The following is a 14,139-nucleotide window of genomic DNA, read 5'->3' on the forward strand; positions in this document are numbered from 1 at the left end:
ACCCGTCCCAAACCGGCGGCGTCTGACGGCTATCTAAGTAGGATGCTAGCATTCTGTCATGTCCAGTGAGCGAGCCGTCGCCGACGGCAAGGTCCAGTTCAACGTCTACCTGCCCAAATCCCTGGTGACGCAGGTCAAGCACCGCGCGATCGACGACGGCACCAGTCTCTCGACTTTGGTCGAACGAGTTCTCCGCAGCTATCTCGAAGAAGGTGGTTCCCGATGATTTCCGTCCAAGCAATCCGGTTCAGTGACAACGTGCCGGCGATGCAGCAGTTCCTCGAGGCGATTGGCCTCTCCGCGTCGGTCACCAGCGGCGACTGGGCCGTCATGGAGTCCGGCTCGGGGAAGGTGCTGCTGCACGGCACCGCCAACGCGACCAGCGGCGCGCAGTCCGGCTGGACCCAACTCACCTTCGAGACCGACGAACTCGATGTGGTCGCAAAGGAATTCGGTGCGGTCCCGGTCGACGAGTCATGGGGTCGTTCGCTCTTCGTCACCGACCCCCTCGGCGCGGAGGTTGTGATCAACGAGGCTCAGACCGATCACTACGGATACGAACAGCACGCAGCTCATCCCGACGCCGCGATCGCCGTTGTGCCAGTGCGCTTCACGGATCCGCATGGCCCGTACGCCGAGTTCCTGGTCGGGCTAGGACTGCGTCCTGATGGCGAGGGCGACTACGTGGCGCTCGTCGCCGACCAGGGATCGGTGGGTCTGCACGTCGACCGACCGGACGAGTCAGCGCGTTACCTGGCAACCGGAGGCGGGGCGCAGGTGCACCTGACCTTCACCGCCACCGGTGACGTCAAGGCGCTTGGGGAGAAGCTGCGAGCTGCCGGCTACGACGACCTACGGATCGACACGAGCTTCGGCGCAATGATCGAGGTGGCCGATCCCGACGGCCGGTTGGTGCAGATCCACCAGGCTTAGGTCGGTGGAGGGGCGGCGGGTCAGCAAGGGGGACTGCGGTGTCACCGGCACCAGGTGCAGGAAGCGTTGCACCAGTGGTCCGATCGCGACCGCGTACAGCACGGTCCCCAGCCCAACGCTGCCGCCAAGCAACCAGCCGATCAGCAGGACCGTCCCCTCGATACATGTGCGGGCCACGCGCACTGACCATCCCCGCTGACGCACGATGCTGGTCCACAGGCCGTCGCGCGGTCCGGGTCCCAAGCCCGCTCCGATGTAGAGCGCGCCGGCAAGACCGTTGCCGATGACGCCGAAGGCCAGGTAGCCCACCTGCACCGGCAGCACATGAGCGGTGGGGAGCCAGCGCAGCGTAATGTCCGCGGCGGTTCCGATCAGCAGCACGTTGAGCACGGTGCCGATGCCGGGCTTCTGCCGCAACGGGATCCAGGCCAGCAGGAGGATCGCGCCAACCACGTTCACCGTCAGACCGAAGGACAGCGGCCAGTGCTTGGCCAATCCCTGGTGAAAGACATCCCACGGGTCCAGCCCCAGACCGGCACGCACCATGAAGGCCATGGTCACGCCGTACAGCCACAGCCCGATCACGAGCTGGACGAGGCGTCCGGGGGCACTGCGCATGGGATTCACATTAACGATGGTGGGGTGAAGTGGCTATCTCATCAATAGCCACTTGTGACAAAGTGGCGCCATGGCGATCACGGCACGCACGCTCACCGCGATGCTCGGGACACAGCCCGGCAACCGGCCGGCATACCTGGAACTGGCTGATGCGCTGCGGCTCCTGATCGTCGACGGCCGCCTCACAGTGGGCGCACGACTGCCCGGCGAGCGCGAACTGGCCACGGCGCTCGGCCTCAGTCGCACCACCACGACCCGCGCCTACCAGCAGTTGCGCGATGCCGGATTCGCCACTGCGCGCCGCGGATCCGGGACGGTCGTCGCACTGCCCCTGGCGCAGTCCTCGGCCAGCACCCTGATCGTTGAGTCCGGCGACCCCGACTCCATCGCCTGGACCTACTCCGCGCCCCCCGCGCCGCCGGGAACCGCTCGTGCTTTCGAACGCGCCACCGCCGCCCTGCCCGGGCTGCTCACCAGCACCGGCTACCTGCCCGACGGGCTACCCGTCCTGAGAGAAGCCATCGCTCGCACGTACGTCGATCGCGGCCTACCGACCGATCCGGGCCAGATCGTGGTGACAGCCGGCGCGATGGGCGCGATCTCCTTGGTGACACGCACGCTGGTGCGGCGTGGGGACCGGGCCATTACAGAGGGACTCAGCTACCCGCACGGCATCGATGCCCTCCGCGCCGCCGGGGCGCGTCTTGGCGCGATGCCGGTCCTCGAAACACCCTGGGAAACCGACGAATTCGCCCGATTGGCCGCAGGCGGTGCACGGGCGGCGTACCTGATCCCGGAGTTTCACAACCCCACGGCCGCGATCATGGCGGCCGAGCAACGCGAGCAGATAGCCCGCAGTGCCAAGCGGCACGACGTGACGGTCATTGTGGATGAGTCCCTGCACGCAGTGAATCTCGACGGCGTCACCCTGCCAGCGCCGTACGCCACCTTCGACCCCAGCGCGATCAGCATCGGCTCGTCGTCGAAGCCGTTCTGGGGTGGGTTGCGGGTCGGCTGGATCCGCGCGCCGCAGCACCTGGTCATGCCACTCATCCAGACCCGGATGGCCAGCGACCTGGGCGCGTCCGCTTTCGATCAACTCGTCGTGACCGAGTTGCTCACCGAGGGCGGACAGACGGCGGCCAGCGGTCGCGCCCGGTTGCGCAGCGGCCGGGACCTGCTGCTATCGCTGCTCGCCGAGCAGTTGCCTGACTTCGAAACCTACTGTCCTGCAGGGGGATTGAACCTCTGGGTCCACCTGCCTGCTGCGGTGTCGAGTGCCCTGGTCACCGCCGCGGCGCAGCGTGGCCTGTTGCTGACACCCGGTCCACGCTTCTTCACCCAACCGGGTCAGGCGGGCGAGCGACACCTGCGGCTGCCCTTCGTGACCGGTGCAGCGCAATTGACCGAAGGGGTGCACCGTCTGGCGGATGCCTACGCGGCCGTCCTGAATGGTGCATCGGACCGTCGCGACAGCACCTGCCGTGGCTTGGACCTGATCGCCTGACCTCAGGCAACCGGCAGGGACAACGCCTGCCACGCGGCGAAGCCACCGACAACGTCAGTGGACCGCGAAATCCCCAGCCGCAGAAGGGAGTCCGCGGCCAGCGACGAGGTGTAGCCCTCCTGGCACAGCACGATGACCCGGGCGTCATAGGACGCCTGCGGCAACCGGGCATCATGGCGGGGGTCGAAGCGCCACTCCAGCACGTTGCGTTCGACGACCAGCGGTGACAGCGACGGGTGCACCTCACCCTCCTGCTGACGCTGCGCCGCGGGTCGGATGTCGACCAGGATGCCGCGCTCCCAGAGCACTTCCTGGTACGCCGCTCGGGGGCTCAATCGGTCCAATCGGCTTCTGGCGTCGGCCAATTGATCGTCAACGCCGTCATAGGTCGGCGCGAAAGTGCCTCGACCGGAGCGCCGGAAGAGCTCGGTATGCAGCGCCGTGATCGTCGCGGCGCTCACCAGTCGTCGCCGTCCCGGTCGGTCCCGGTGACCCACAGCTCGCCGTCGCGTAGCGCGTAACGAGTCATCACGTCCAGCACCGGTGAGTAGGCGTGCACCGAGATGGCCGGTTCGGAGGAGGTGTTGCGGACGTCGTGGATGTGCGCGGCGGTGAACGGCCGTCCCACTCCGGGCCGTTGCTGGCGGACCTGCTCGCCTGAGCGCCACCAGTGCTCGGTCAGTGTCCCGCTCACGGTTAGGAAGGCGCCGCTGGCATCCCCGTGGTCGTGCCATCCGGTGGCCGACCCCGCAGGCCAGTAGATCCCCCAGACCTGGACGCGCGAGGTACGGGCCAGTTGGTACCACCGGCGGCCCGAGTCGTCCCCGTCGGCGTCGGTGAACGACTTCAGCCGGGGTTCGTCGGCGAACAGGTGGGTGATCGAGAGCAGTTGACGGGGCGTGAGCGCGGTCGAGGACCGAAGGGCGGGAGCAAGAGACATGGCGGTTCTTTCGGATCGGGGTGAGGTACGGCGTGGGGTCAGGACACGACGTACGGACACTCGATCTGGCCGCGAGCAAGAGTCCACCGGGCCGGAACGGCGAGGATGCCATCTCCACTGGTTCGGTAGGACATGACGCAAGGTTACCGATGACATAACGACGATGCAAGCAAAACGCTATTGCGACGAGGTGCCGACTCAGCCGAAGCCCAACCTTCCCGTGACATGCTCGGCGTATGAGTCCGACTGCGCGCCGGAAGCCGGCCACCCACGCACCCCAACCCGCCACGTTGCTGATCCTGGGTGCCGGCGGTGATCTGACCCATCGGCTGCTCCTGCCGGGCCTGGCCAGCCTGCTGATGATCGAGGACGACCGTGAGGTGCGGGTCGTCGGCGCGGATCGCGCGGCGAAGACCGCAGCCGAATGGCGTGCCCTGATGAAGGACTCCTTCGACGCGGCGGGTGCACCGGCGAAGGTCCTGCGCCGGGCGCAGAAGGGCACCAAATACCTCCAGGCGGATCTGCTGGATCCTGAGCACCTCCAGTCGGTCATCGACGAGTGCGCGACCGGAAGTCCGTTGGTCATCTTCTTCGCCCTGCCGCCGGCGGTCACGGCCAAGATCTGTGACCTGTTGCAGAACATCGAGTTGCCGCACCCAACCCGCCTGGCGTTGGAGAAGCCGTTCGGCACCGACGCACACAGTGCGCACGCGCTCAACCAGACCCTGTTGCGGGTCGTCCCCGAGAGCCAGATCTTCCGGGTCGACCACTTCCTCGGCGTCTCCACGGTGCTGAACCTGATCGGCCTGCGCTTCTCCAACCGTCTGTTGCAGCCGGTGTGGAACGCCGAGGCGATCGAGCGCGTCGAGATCGTGTACGACGAGGCGCTGGCTCTGGAGGGCCGGGCCGGCTACTACGACACCGCCGGTGCGCTCAAAGACATGCTGCAGTCCCACCTGCTGCAGGTGATGGGCTTGTTCGCGATGGAGTCCATCGCGACCTTGAAGCCGACCGAAGTGCACGACCAGATCGCGCAGGTGCTGCGGGCGACGCGGCTGTGGGGCAACAACCCGCGCCGGGCGGGCAAGCGAGCGCGCTACACCGCCGGGAAGATCGGCGATCGCAAGATCCCGTCCTACGTCAACGAGAAGGGCGTCGATCCGGCGCGGAACACCGAGACGTTGGCCCAGATGACTCTGGAGATCAATAACAACCGCTGGAAGGGCGTGCCGATCACGCTGCGCAGCGGTAAGGCGCTCGGCGTGGCCTGCAAACAGATCGTCGCCTATTTCCGCGAAGTGCCCCACGTGCCAACGGGATTCAGTGGCAATGACTGCGCTGACCGGTTGATCATCGACCTCAAACCCGGTGCCGTGACGCTGGTGCTGTCGATGAACGCCGAGGGCGGCCCCTACGACCTGGAGCAAAAAGAACTGCGAGCCGAGTTGGCGCCGGGCCGGATGCAGCCCTACGGAGAAATCCTGGCCGACATCCTGGACGGGCAGACGCTGCTATCGGTGCGCGGCGACGCGGCCGAGGAGTGCTGGCGGATCGTGGAGCCGGTGCTGAAAGCCTTCAGCGAGAACAAGATTCCGCTGCAGGAGTACCCGGCGGGTTCCGACGGACCCGCCGACTGGCTCCCCGCAAAATGAGTTCTACCTGCAGGACACGGTCAGCGGCGCAGGAGTGCTGCCGATCGGCGTACGGCGGGATGGTCCAAAAGGTCAGCGACTGACACCTGGCCGCCGGCGACCTTCACGAACTGTCGCCAGGCCCAGGGGTTGAATCGCAGCAGGTTGTGCACCAGGCCGGGGTGCCGCTCGAAGGTCCGCAGCGCCGCGGCGCCCGCGAGCATCTCGCGGCCCAGGGTGGAGTTGATCTGCAGCGCGTACGCCGACTGGACCGTCCCCGGGTCACCTGACTTCGCGAGCGTGGCGGCTGCCGCACCCGCGAGCGCACCGGATCGCACGGCGTACGAGATCCCCTCGCGAGTCCACGGTTCGAGCAGCCCGGCGGCATCACCGGCCAGCAGGATCCGGCCGTCGCCCAAGGGGGAGTCAGGCGTGCGACACCGGGTCAGGTGTCCGGAGCTGATCCGCTCCGGTAGGTCGCCGAGGTCGAGACCGGCAATGAAGTCAGCCAGGTAACCGCGGGTGGCTTCCGGTCGGCCCTTGCTGTCGATGACCCCCACCGTCAGGCCTTGTCGTTTGGCGAACACCCAACCGTACGAGCCGGGTTCGGGGCCCCAGTCGATCAGGATGCGGCCGATCCACTCCGGCGGGATCTGCGAACCCAGCTCGACTTCGAGCCCCAGGTCGGTCTGGGCCAACTGCACCCCGACGGCCCGACCCAACCGGCTGGCCGAACCGTCCGCTCCGACCACGGCCCGCGCGAGAACCGGGCCGTCGGCGGTGGCCAGAGTCACGACGTCGTCGCCCTGGGTGACCCCGGTGACAGCGACGCCGAGGCGGGTGGTGACCCCTCGGCGTACCGCGACCTCCAGCAGTGCGGCGTCGAACTCGGTGCGATCCACCAACGTCAGGAACGGGTCGGTCGTTTCCCGTGAAACGGGTCGCCCGCCGCGCAGGGTGAAGGTCGCCGAGCGCACCTGCTGCTGCACCGGCAGGTCCAGATCCGGCGGCAGGTTCGCAAGGGTGACCCCGATCAGTCCGCCGCCACACGTCTTGTACCGCGGGAAGACGGCACGATCGATCAGCACGGTCCGGGCGCCGGACTCGGCCGCCACGCGCGCTGCGCTGGACCCGGCCGGGCCGCCCCCGACCACGGCTACGTCGAAGATCTCCCCGGTCACCCGCCCGATCCTAGGAGACGGCTCCAAGCAAATCCGGATGTGATCCACTACACATCATCGCCCTGAATGTGGTCTACTACACACGTAGTAACCGCACCGTAACCATCGAGGAGTCCTTGCATGTCCCAGGTTCTGGACACGGCCGAGTCGGCAACGCAGGTCGAAGAGCACGACATCGTCATCATCGGCGCGGGCCTGTCGGGCATCGACGCCGCCTACCGGGTGCAGACGCAGAACCCCGGCAAGGACTACCTGATCCTGGAGGGCCGCTCGGCGCTGGGTGGCACGTGGGACCTGTTCCGCTACCCCGGCGTGCGCTCGGACTCGGACATGTACACGCTGGGTTTCCCCTTCGAGCCGTGGCCCGGACCGGATGCGATCGCCGATGGCGACAAGATCCTGAAGTACCTGCAGGACACCGCCAGCAAATACGGCATCGACGAGCACATCGTCTACAACTCCAAGGTCACCGACGCGGCCTGGGACAGCGCCGAGGGCCGGTGGACCCTGGAGGTCGAAGGTCCGAACGGCACCCGCACCGTGCGCACGAAGTTCGTCTACTGGAGCGGTGGCTACTACAGCTACGACAACCCGAACAACCCGACCTTCCCGGGTCAGGACAGCTTCGAGGGGCAGATCCTGCACCCGCAGTTCTGGCCCGAAGACCTGGACTACCAGGGCAAGAAGGTCATCATCATCGGCTCCGGCGCCACGGCCATCACGCTGGCGCCGTCGATGGCGAAGCGCGGCGCCGAGGTCACCATGCTGCAGCGCTCACCCACCTACGTGATCACCCAGCCGGGCAAGGACCCGATCGCCCTGTCGCTGAAGAAGCTCGAGGGCAAGCTGGGCAAGGAGAAGGTCTACAACATCGTCCGGATGCGGTACGCCGGGATGACGCTCGGGTTCTATGAGTTCACCCGCCGTGCGCCCAAGCTCGCGACGAAGGTGTTGTTGAACCAGGTCAAGGCGCAGCTGGCCGGCAGTGGTGTGGACATGAAGCACTTCACGCCGAAGTACAAGCCGTGGGACCAGCGCGTGTGTGTGGTGCCGAACGGTGACCTGTTCCGCGAGGTGCGTAGCGGTCGGATGAGCATCGTCACCGACACCATCGATTCCTTTGTCCCCGAGGGCATTCGGATCTCCAGCGGTGAGGTCCTCACGGCCGACATCATCGTTACGGCGACGGGTCTGCGGATGCAGCTCGGCGGCGGGATGACCTTGAAGGTCGACGGTCAGCCGGTCGACCTCGCCGAGCGGTTTGCCTACCGCGGCGCGATGATCGAGGGCGTGCCGAACCTCGCGATCTGCGTCGGCTACATCAACTCCTCGTGGACGCTGCGGGCCGACATGTTGGCGCAGTTCTTCACGACCTTCGTCAACCACGTCGACAACGGCGGCTACGCCTTCGGCTACCCGGTCAACTCCGGTGGGCCGATGGAGCCGCTGCCCTTCATGGACGCGACCTCGACCTACATCCAGCGCGACATCTGGGACTTCCCGAAGGTCGGCGACCGCAACCCGTGGGCGGTCAAGCAGAACTTCTTCTCCGAGCGCAAGACGCTGGGTAAGAAGAACGTGACGGACGACGTGGTCTACGTGCGCGCCGGCGAGGCCCGCAAACCCGCCGACGACGTTCACACCGGCGTAACCCAGCCCGAGTCCGTCCCCGCCTAGAGTGAAGGCTTGACCTCGCTACGTATCGCCCTGGCCTCTTATCGGAGTAAGGAACACTCCGGGGGGCAGGGCATTTACGTGCGCAACCTGTCGCGCGAGTTGACCGCGCTCGGTCATCGGGTCGAGGTGTTTTCCGGGGCGCCGTACGCCGTCCTGGACGACGGTGTGCACCTCACCAAGGTGCCGGGCTTGGATCTCTATCGCCCCGAGGACCCGTTCCGCCGGCCGGGGTTGCGGGAGTTCCACTCCGATCTGGACGTGCTCGAATACGCCACCATGTGTACGGCGGGTTTCCCCGAGCCGCGCATCTTCGGCTTGCGCCTGGAGCGGCTATTGCGTTCTCGGCTGGGCGCATTCGACATCCTGCACGACAACCAGACGCTGGCTCCGGGGATCCTTCGGCTGCACCGGCGTGGGTTGCCGTTGCTAACCACGATCCACCACCCGATCACTGCGGACCGGGCGCTGGAGTTGGCCCACGCGCGGGGCTGGCAACGGATCACCAAGCGGCGGTTCTACGACTTCGTGTGGATGCAGCGCCGGGTCGCGCGGCAGCTGCCTGCGGTGCTGACGGTGTCGGAGACCTCGAAGGCCGACATCGAGCGGGACTTCCAGGTGCCTCCGGATCGCATCGCAGTGGTGCCGGTCGGTGTGGACGTGGACGTGTTCGCACCGCCCGCCGCACCCCGCGTGGAGGGGCGGTTGGTCACGGTGGCCAGTGCCGACGTACCGCTGAAGGGTTTGTCAGTCCTCATCGCCGCACTGGCTCAGCTCGACCCGGCCGCGTGGCGGGAGTTGGTCGTCGTCGGATCACCGTCGGATCGGACGAACAAGGAGTTGGCCGACGCGGGGTTGTTGGACCGGGTGTCGTTCCGCAGCGGTCTGCCCGAGGCCGAGTTGGCCGCCCTACTGGGCTCCGCGCAGGTGCATGTGGTGCCGTCGCGCTACGAGGGGTTCTCGTTGCCCGCGGTCGAGGCGATGGCCTGCGGGACACCGCTGGTGGCCTCGTCGGTGGGGGCGTTGCCGGACCTGGTGGGCCGGTCGTCGGCTGCCGCTGGTCTGCTCGTTCCCCCCGGGGACGCCGCCGCTTTGGCCTCGGGGCTGGCGCAGCTGCTGGAGGCGCCCGATCGGCGTACGTCGATGGGGGCGGTGGGTCGGCGCCGCGCGGTCGACACCTACAGTTGGCGGGCCGTGGCGCGGCAGACGGTCGCGCAGTATTCCGCGGCAATCTCGGCGCAGCAGGGGAGTTCACGATGATCACCATCGATTACGACACGTTCGACGTGCAGCCGGGGATGAGTTTCCTGGACGTGGGCGCGGGGCAGGGCCGTCATTCGTACGCCGCGTTGAGACGGGGTGCGAACGTCACTGCGTTCGACATGAACGAGGCCGACCTGGCCGACGTGAAGTCGATGTTCGGGGCGATGGAGTTGGAGGGCGAGGTGCCTGCGGGAGCTACGGCGACGGTGCAGCACGGGGATGCCCGCGCGATGCCGTTTGCCGACGGGTCCTTCGACCGGGTCCTGGCCTCGGAGATCCTGGAGCACATCCATGAGGACGAGGCCGCGATCGCCGAGATCGCCCGCGTGACCAAACCCGGGGGGCGGGTTGCCGTCACTGTGCCGCGCAACTGGCCCGAGCAGGTCTGCTGGAAGTTGTCCGATGAGTACCACGAGGTCGAGGGTGGTCACATCCGCATCTACCAGGCCAGTGACCTGGTCGCGAAGCTCACGGCAGCCGGCCTCACGCCGTACAAGACGGAGCACGCGCACGCCCTGCACGCGCCGTACTGGTGGCTCAAATGCGCGGTCGGGCCGGACAACGAGAATTTCGCGACGCGCGGCTATCACAAGCTGTTGGTGTGGGACATGATGAAGGCGCCCGCGATCACCCGCGTCGGTGAGCGGGTGCTGAATCCCGTCCTCGGTAAGAGCTTCGTTGTCTATCTGACCAAGCCGTGACCTTCGCTGTCCCTGGTGTGCTGAGCACCGAACAGGTCCGCCGCACAGGGGATTTCATCGCTTCCTTGCAGGCGGCGGACGGTGCCATCCCGTGGTTCTCCGGTGGTCACGTCGATCCCTGGGACCACGTGGAAGCAGCGATGGGGCTGACCGTCACCGGCCACCTGTCCGAAGCGGCCGCGGCGTATCAATGGTTGATCGACACGCAACGGCCCGACGGTTCGTGGCCGATGTCGGTGCGTGACGGGGTGGTCATCGACGCTGCTGCGGACACCAACCAGTGCGCCTACATCGCGGTCGGCGCCTGGCATTTCTATCTGGTCACCCAACGGATCGATGCGTTGACCTGGATCTGGCCGACGGTGGAGCGCGCGCTGAACTTCGTGGTGCGAGCGCAACGACCCGGTGGTGAATTGGCCTGGGCGGCGGACGATTCCGGACGGTTGGTCGACGGCGCGTTGCTTACGGGATGTTCGAGCTCCTGGCAGGCGCTGCGGTGCGGCGAGCTGATTGCGCACACGATCGGAGTGGATCGACCGCGGTGGCGGTGGGCGGCGAACATACTGGCCGAGGCGATCTGCGACAGGCCCGCGCTCTTTCTGGACAAGTCGCGATTCTCGATGGACTGGTACTACCCGGTGCTGTCGGGCGCGTTGCGTGGGCCCGGGGCAGCTTCCCGGGTGTGCGATTCGTGGTCCCGGTATGTCATGCCCGGCGAAGGTGTGCGCTGTGTGGACGACGAACCGTGGGTGACGGCTGCGGAGACGGTCGAGCTGGTCGCCGCTCTGGACGCTATCGGCGAATCAGCGTCTGCGCGCAAGCTTTTCGCGGAGATTCAGTCGCTTCGCGACGACGAGACGGGCGGCTACTGGACCGGCCGCAACGTCGTGAACGACCAGGTGTGGCCCGTGGAGCAGACGTCGTGGACGGCCGGGGCGATGTTGCTGGCGGCCGACGCGCTGGTCGGGGCGACGGGTGGCGCATCGTTGTGGCGGGACCTCGGGGTCGGGTCCGGTGTTATCGAGGTCGACAAGGAGGCCGTGAGTTGACCGAGATGCTGCCCGCGCCGCTGCCGTTGCAGGTGGCGGCGGCCGTGGCCCGGACCAAGGGCTTCATGCCGGAGGCGGAGGGCGAGGCACTCCACGCCCACGCAATGTCGTCATTGCCCGGGACCTGGTTGGAGATCGGCACCTACTGCGGCAAGTCCACGCTCATCCTGGGGGACGCGGCCCGTCGGGTCGGGTCGTCGCTGGTGACGGTCGATCACCATCACGGGTCGGAGGAGAACCAGCCCGGGTGGGAGTGGCACGACACCTCGATGGTCGATCCGCAGTCGGGCATGTTGGACACACTGCCGACCTTCCGGCCGGTGCTCGACTCGCTGTCGGACGTGTGCAGCGCGGTTGTCGGCTCGACGGAGGTCGTCGCACGGTGGTGGGCCTCGCCGCTCGCGCTGCTCTTCCTGGATGGCAACCACACCGAGGAGACCGCGCAGCACGACTACGCTGCCTTCGCTCCGTTTGTGGTGCCCGGTGGGACGCTGTTGGTGCACGACGTCTTCCCCGATCCGGCCGACGGGGGACAGGCGCCGTGGCATGTGGTGCAGCGGGCGTTGTCCGAAGGATTCGTCGAGATCGCGCGGCACGGTTCGTTGCGCGTGCTCCGCCGCACCTGACGCCACTTCCGTGCTTGCAATGTGCTAGCATTCCGTAGATGGCGACCTTGTATGTCCGCGATGTGCCCGACGAGGTTGCTGAGACGCTCAAGCGAAGAGCAGCAGCCCAGGGCACTTCTTTGTCGGCTTACGTAGCAACCGAACTGGTGAAGCTTGGCGCCCGGCCCTCCAACGATGAGGTCGTCGCCCGGCTTCGTCGCCTCGATCGCTCCGCAGCGCCCTCCTCCCTCGAAATCGTCTCGGCGATCCAGGCCGAGCGGAGGTGATGGTGGTGGACGCCTCCGCGATGGTGGAGGCGTTGGTTGGTCGTGCGCCGGACGATCAACTGCTCGAGATGCTCGCCGGGGATCTCCATGCCCCGTACGTGCTCGACGTTGAGGTTCTCTCGGCGTTGCGCGGCCTCGAGCTGGCGAACAAGATCCCGGAGGCCGTCGCTGCGGCGGCGAAGGCGACGTTCTTCGAATTCGCCATTACTCGATACGAGACCGAGCCCCTCGCGGAACGCATCTGGCAGTTGCGCCATCAGTTCACGGCGTACGACGCGTCCTACATCGCGCTTGCCGAGGGTCTGGATGCGTCGCTACTTACGTGCGACAAGAAGTTGGCTGGCCGCGGTCACACCGCGCTCGTCGTGGTCTGTTGACTTCGAGCGATGAGTTGCGCGGCGTCGGGAGACAGGACAATAGGTCGGTGACCAACGAGTCGGGCGCTTTAGACGGGATTGTCGTCGCCGACTTCGGGCGGGTGCTCGCGGCGCCGTACGCGACCATGCTGCTGGGCGATCTCGGTGCCGAGGTCATCAAGATCGAGCGGCCCGGCACAGGAGATGAGACGCGGGGCTGGGGTCCGCCGTACACGCCGGATGGTCGCTCGACGTACTTCGAGGCGATCAATCGCAACAAGACCTCTCGCGCGCTCGACCTGAAGGATCCCGAGGATCTGGCGGCCGCGCGCGAGCTGGCCTCTCGCGCGGACGTGGTCGTGCAGAACTTCCTGCCGGGCACGATGGAGAAGCTCGGCCTGGGATACGACGACCTGCGCGCGGTCAATCCTGGCGTGATCTATTGCAGCGTCAGCGGATTCGGTCAACAGTCGACCTCACCGGGTTACGACCTGTTGATCCAGGCGGCCGGTGGGTTGATGAGCGTCACGGGCCCCGGCCCCGAGCAGCCGACGAAGGCGGGGGTGGCGCTGATCGACGTACTCACCGGTGTGCACGCGGCGGTCGGCATCATCGCGGCCCTGTTCCACCGGGAGCGCACCGGGCAGGGGCAGCGGGTGGATATCGACCTGATGAGTACGTCGCTCGCCACCCTGGTGAACCAGGCCTCCGGTTATCTGCTGGCTGGCAACGTGCCTCGCGCGATGGGCAACGCGCACCCGTCACTGTCGCCGTACGACGTGTATCAAGCCGCCGACAAACAGATGGTGATCGCGTGTGGCAACGACGCCCAATTCCGCTCTCTCGCAGCGGTGGTCGGTGCACCGGAACTTGCCGATGACCCGCGATTCATTCGCAACGTGGATCGGACCGAGCACGCTGCCGAACTGACACAAGTCTTGAATTCGCTTCTCGCGCAACGGACCGCGCACGAATGGTGCGAAGCGCTTGCCGCTCAACGGATCGCCGCTGGCCCGATCAACAACGTGGCTGACGCGTTTGCCTATGCGGACGAGATGGGCCTGACGCCGGTCCGCGATTGCGCCGGTACCCCGGTCGTCGCGAACCCGATCAATCTCTCGCAGACGCCGGTCACCTACCGCCTCGCGCCCCCGCACCTGCCGGAGTAGCCGATGGGTTTCTGGAAGCGGCGGCGGCTGTCGACGGCAGCTCGATCGGCCCACGAACTGCTTGAGCCATACGTGTACTACCCCGAGAACGACCATCCGGGTTTGCCCCCGGTTTGGTTGACACCTGACTTGTGAGGATCGTGGTCCTCGCTGGAAGGATGTTCACCATGCCCAAGCCGTATCCGAAGGAGTTCCGCGACGACGTCGTGGCAGTGGCCCGCAAGG

At 66.8% G+C, this 14,139-nt stretch carries 16 protein-coding genes; 12 read left to right on the forward strand and 4 right to left on the reverse strand.

Annotated elements, in window-relative coordinates; all coding sequences use genetic code 11:
• Positions 1-58 precede the first annotated feature (58 nt).
• On the forward strand, positions 59-226 hold the full coding sequence (locus AZH51_RS11505) for a CopG family transcriptional regulator (protein WP_291524404.1): 168 nt from the start codon (positions 59-61) through the stop codon (positions 224-226).
• Entirely contained in the window at positions 223-933 is a 711-nt protein-coding gene (locus tag AZH51_RS11510; protein WP_291524406.1) for a hypothetical protein, read from the forward strand. The genes AZH51_RS11505 and AZH51_RS11510 overlap by 4 nt, the downstream gene beginning before the upstream one ends.
• Here AZH51_RS11510 and AZH51_RS11515 read toward each other — a convergent pair.
• Positions 853-1,551: a hypothetical protein gene (locus AZH51_RS11515; RefSeq protein WP_291524408.1), complete on the reverse strand. Its 699-nt coding sequence runs from the start codon at positions 1,549-1,551 to the stop codon at positions 853-855. The genes AZH51_RS11510 and AZH51_RS11515 overlap by 81 nt on opposite strands.
• 70 nt (positions 1,552-1,621) lie before the next feature.
• On the opposite strand from AZH51_RS11515, the gene AZH51_RS11520 reads away from it, so the two are divergent.
• Entirely contained in the window at positions 1,622-3,058 is a 1,437-nt protein-coding gene (locus tag AZH51_RS11520) for a PLP-dependent aminotransferase family protein (protein ID WP_291524410.1), read from the forward strand.
• Between the two features lie 2 nt (positions 3,059-3,060).
• Here the strand turns inward: AZH51_RS11520 and AZH51_RS11525 are convergent, their stop codons facing one another.
• Together AZH51_RS11525 and AZH51_RS11530 are read right to left on the reverse strand one after the other, a co-directional pair.
• The gene (locus AZH51_RS11525; protein ID WP_291524412.1) at positions 3,061-3,519 is read right to left on the reverse strand and encodes a rhodanese-like domain-containing protein; all 459 of its coding nucleotides are present in this window, start codon (positions 3,517-3,519) and stop codon (positions 3,061-3,063) included.
• On the reverse strand, positions 3,516-3,998 hold the full coding sequence (locus tag AZH51_RS11530; protein ID WP_291524414.1) for a cysteine dioxygenase family protein: 483 nt from the start codon (positions 3,996-3,998) through the stop codon (positions 3,516-3,518). The genes AZH51_RS11525 and AZH51_RS11530 overlap by 4 nt, the downstream gene beginning before the upstream one ends.
• Before the next feature lie 236 nt (positions 3,999-4,234).
• On the opposite strand from AZH51_RS11530, the gene AZH51_RS11535 reads away from it, so the two are divergent.
• The gene (locus AZH51_RS11535) at positions 4,235-5,650 is read left to right on the forward strand and encodes a glucose-6-phosphate dehydrogenase (RefSeq protein ID WP_291524416.1); all 1,416 of its coding nucleotides are present in this window, start codon (positions 4,235-4,237) and stop codon (positions 5,648-5,650) included.
• A 20-nt stretch (positions 5,651-5,670) separates the two neighbouring features.
• Here the strand turns inward: AZH51_RS11535 and AZH51_RS11540 are convergent, their stop codons facing one another.
• Positions 5,671-6,810, reverse strand: a complete 1,140-nt coding sequence (locus AZH51_RS11540; protein ID WP_291524418.1) for a geranylgeranyl reductase family protein — start codon at positions 6,808-6,810, stop codon at positions 5,671-5,673.
• Between the two features lie 120 nt (positions 6,811-6,930).
• On the opposite strand from AZH51_RS11540, the gene AZH51_RS11545 reads away from it, so the two are divergent.
• Genes AZH51_RS11545 through AZH51_RS11580 form a run of 8 tightly spaced genes read left to right on the forward strand, consistent with a single transcriptional unit; the run spans position 6,931 to position 13,914 of the window.
• A complete protein-coding gene (locus tag AZH51_RS11545) occupies positions 6,931-8,487 on the forward strand; it encodes an NAD(P)/FAD-dependent oxidoreductase (RefSeq protein WP_291524420.1) in 1,557 nt (518 codons plus the stop codon).
• 9 nt (positions 8,488-8,496) lie between these two features.
• Positions 8,497-9,744: a glycosyltransferase family 4 protein gene (locus AZH51_RS11550; protein WP_291524422.1), complete on the forward strand. Its 1,248-nt coding sequence runs from the start codon at positions 8,497-8,499 to the stop codon at positions 9,742-9,744.
• A complete protein-coding gene (locus AZH51_RS11555) occupies positions 9,741-10,448 on the forward strand; it encodes a class I SAM-dependent methyltransferase (RefSeq protein ID WP_291524424.1) in 708 nt (235 codons plus the stop codon). The genes AZH51_RS11550 and AZH51_RS11555 overlap by 4 nt, the downstream gene beginning before the upstream one ends.
• Positions 10,445-11,497, forward strand: a complete 1,053-nt coding sequence (locus AZH51_RS11560) for a prenyltransferase (RefSeq protein ID WP_291524426.1) — start codon at positions 10,445-10,447, stop codon at positions 11,495-11,497. Before AZH51_RS11555 ends, AZH51_RS11560 begins: the two co-directional genes overlap by 4 nt.
• 5 nt (positions 11,498-11,502) lie before the next feature.
• Positions 11,503-12,123: a class I SAM-dependent methyltransferase gene (locus tag AZH51_RS11565; protein ID WP_291524434.1), complete on the forward strand. Its 621-nt coding sequence runs from the start codon at positions 11,503-11,505 to the stop codon at positions 12,121-12,123.
• Positions 12,124-12,161: 38 nt separating this feature from the next.
• Positions 12,162-12,389: an antitoxin gene (locus tag AZH51_RS11570; protein WP_291524428.1), complete on the forward strand. Its 228-nt coding sequence runs from the start codon at positions 12,162-12,164 to the stop codon at positions 12,387-12,389.
• Entirely contained in the window at positions 12,389-12,766 is a 378-nt protein-coding gene (locus AZH51_RS11575; RefSeq protein WP_291524435.1) for a type II toxin-antitoxin system VapC family toxin, read from the forward strand. The genes AZH51_RS11570 and AZH51_RS11575 overlap by 1 nt, the downstream gene beginning before the upstream one ends.
• A gap of 47 nt (positions 12,767-12,813) precedes the next feature.
• Positions 12,814-13,914: a CaiB/BaiF CoA-transferase family protein gene (locus AZH51_RS11580; RefSeq protein ID WP_291524430.1), complete on the forward strand. Its 1,101-nt coding sequence runs from the start codon at positions 12,814-12,816 to the stop codon at positions 13,912-13,914.
• Positions 13,915-14,139 lie beyond the last annotated feature (225 nt).

This window comes from Branchiibius sp. NY16-3462-2, from assembly GCF_001594145.1.
Lineage (GTDB): Bacteria > Actinomycetota > Actinomycetes > Actinomycetales > Dermatophilaceae > Branchiibius.

Excerpts from the sequence above, each read along its gene's own strand:
- AZH51_RS11505 (WP_291524404.1), top strand. The coding sequence starts at position 59 with ATGTCCAGTGAGCGAGCCGTCGCCGACGGCAAGGTCCAGTTCAACGTC.
- AZH51_RS11510 (WP_291524406.1), top strand. The coding sequence starts at position 223 with ATGATTTCCGTCCAAGCAATCCGGTTCAGTGACAACGTGCCGGCGATG.
- AZH51_RS11515 (WP_291524408.1), bottom strand. The coding sequence starts at position 1,551 with ATGCGCAGTGCCCCCGGACGCCTCGTCCAGCTCGTGATCGGGCTGTGG.
- AZH51_RS11520 (WP_291524410.1), top strand. The coding sequence starts at position 1,622 with ATGGCGATCACGGCACGCACGCTCACCGCGATGCTCGGGACACAGCCC.
- AZH51_RS11530 (WP_291524414.1), bottom strand. The coding sequence starts at position 3,998 with ATGTCTCTTGCTCCCGCCCTTCGGTCCTCGACCGCGCTCACGCCCCGT.
- AZH51_RS11535 (WP_291524416.1), top strand. The coding sequence starts at position 4,235 with ATGAGTCCGACTGCGCGCCGGAAGCCGGCCACCCACGCACCCCAACCC.
- AZH51_RS11545 (WP_291524420.1), top strand. The coding sequence starts at position 6,931 with ATGTCCCAGGTTCTGGACACGGCCGAGTCGGCAACGCAGGTCGAAGAG.
- AZH51_RS11555 (WP_291524424.1), top strand. The coding sequence starts at position 9,741 with ATGATCACCATCGATTACGACACGTTCGACGTGCAGCCGGGGATGAGT.
- AZH51_RS11565 (WP_291524434.1), top strand. The coding sequence starts at position 11,503 with ATGCTGCCCGCGCCGCTGCCGTTGCAGGTGGCGGCGGCCGTGGCCCGG.
- AZH51_RS11570 (WP_291524428.1), top strand. The coding sequence starts at position 12,162 with ATGGCGACCTTGTATGTCCGCGATGTGCCCGACGAGGTTGCTGAGACG.
- AZH51_RS11575 (WP_291524435.1), top strand. The coding sequence starts at position 12,389 with ATGGTGGTGGACGCCTCCGCGATGGTGGAGGCGTTGGTTGGTCGTGCG.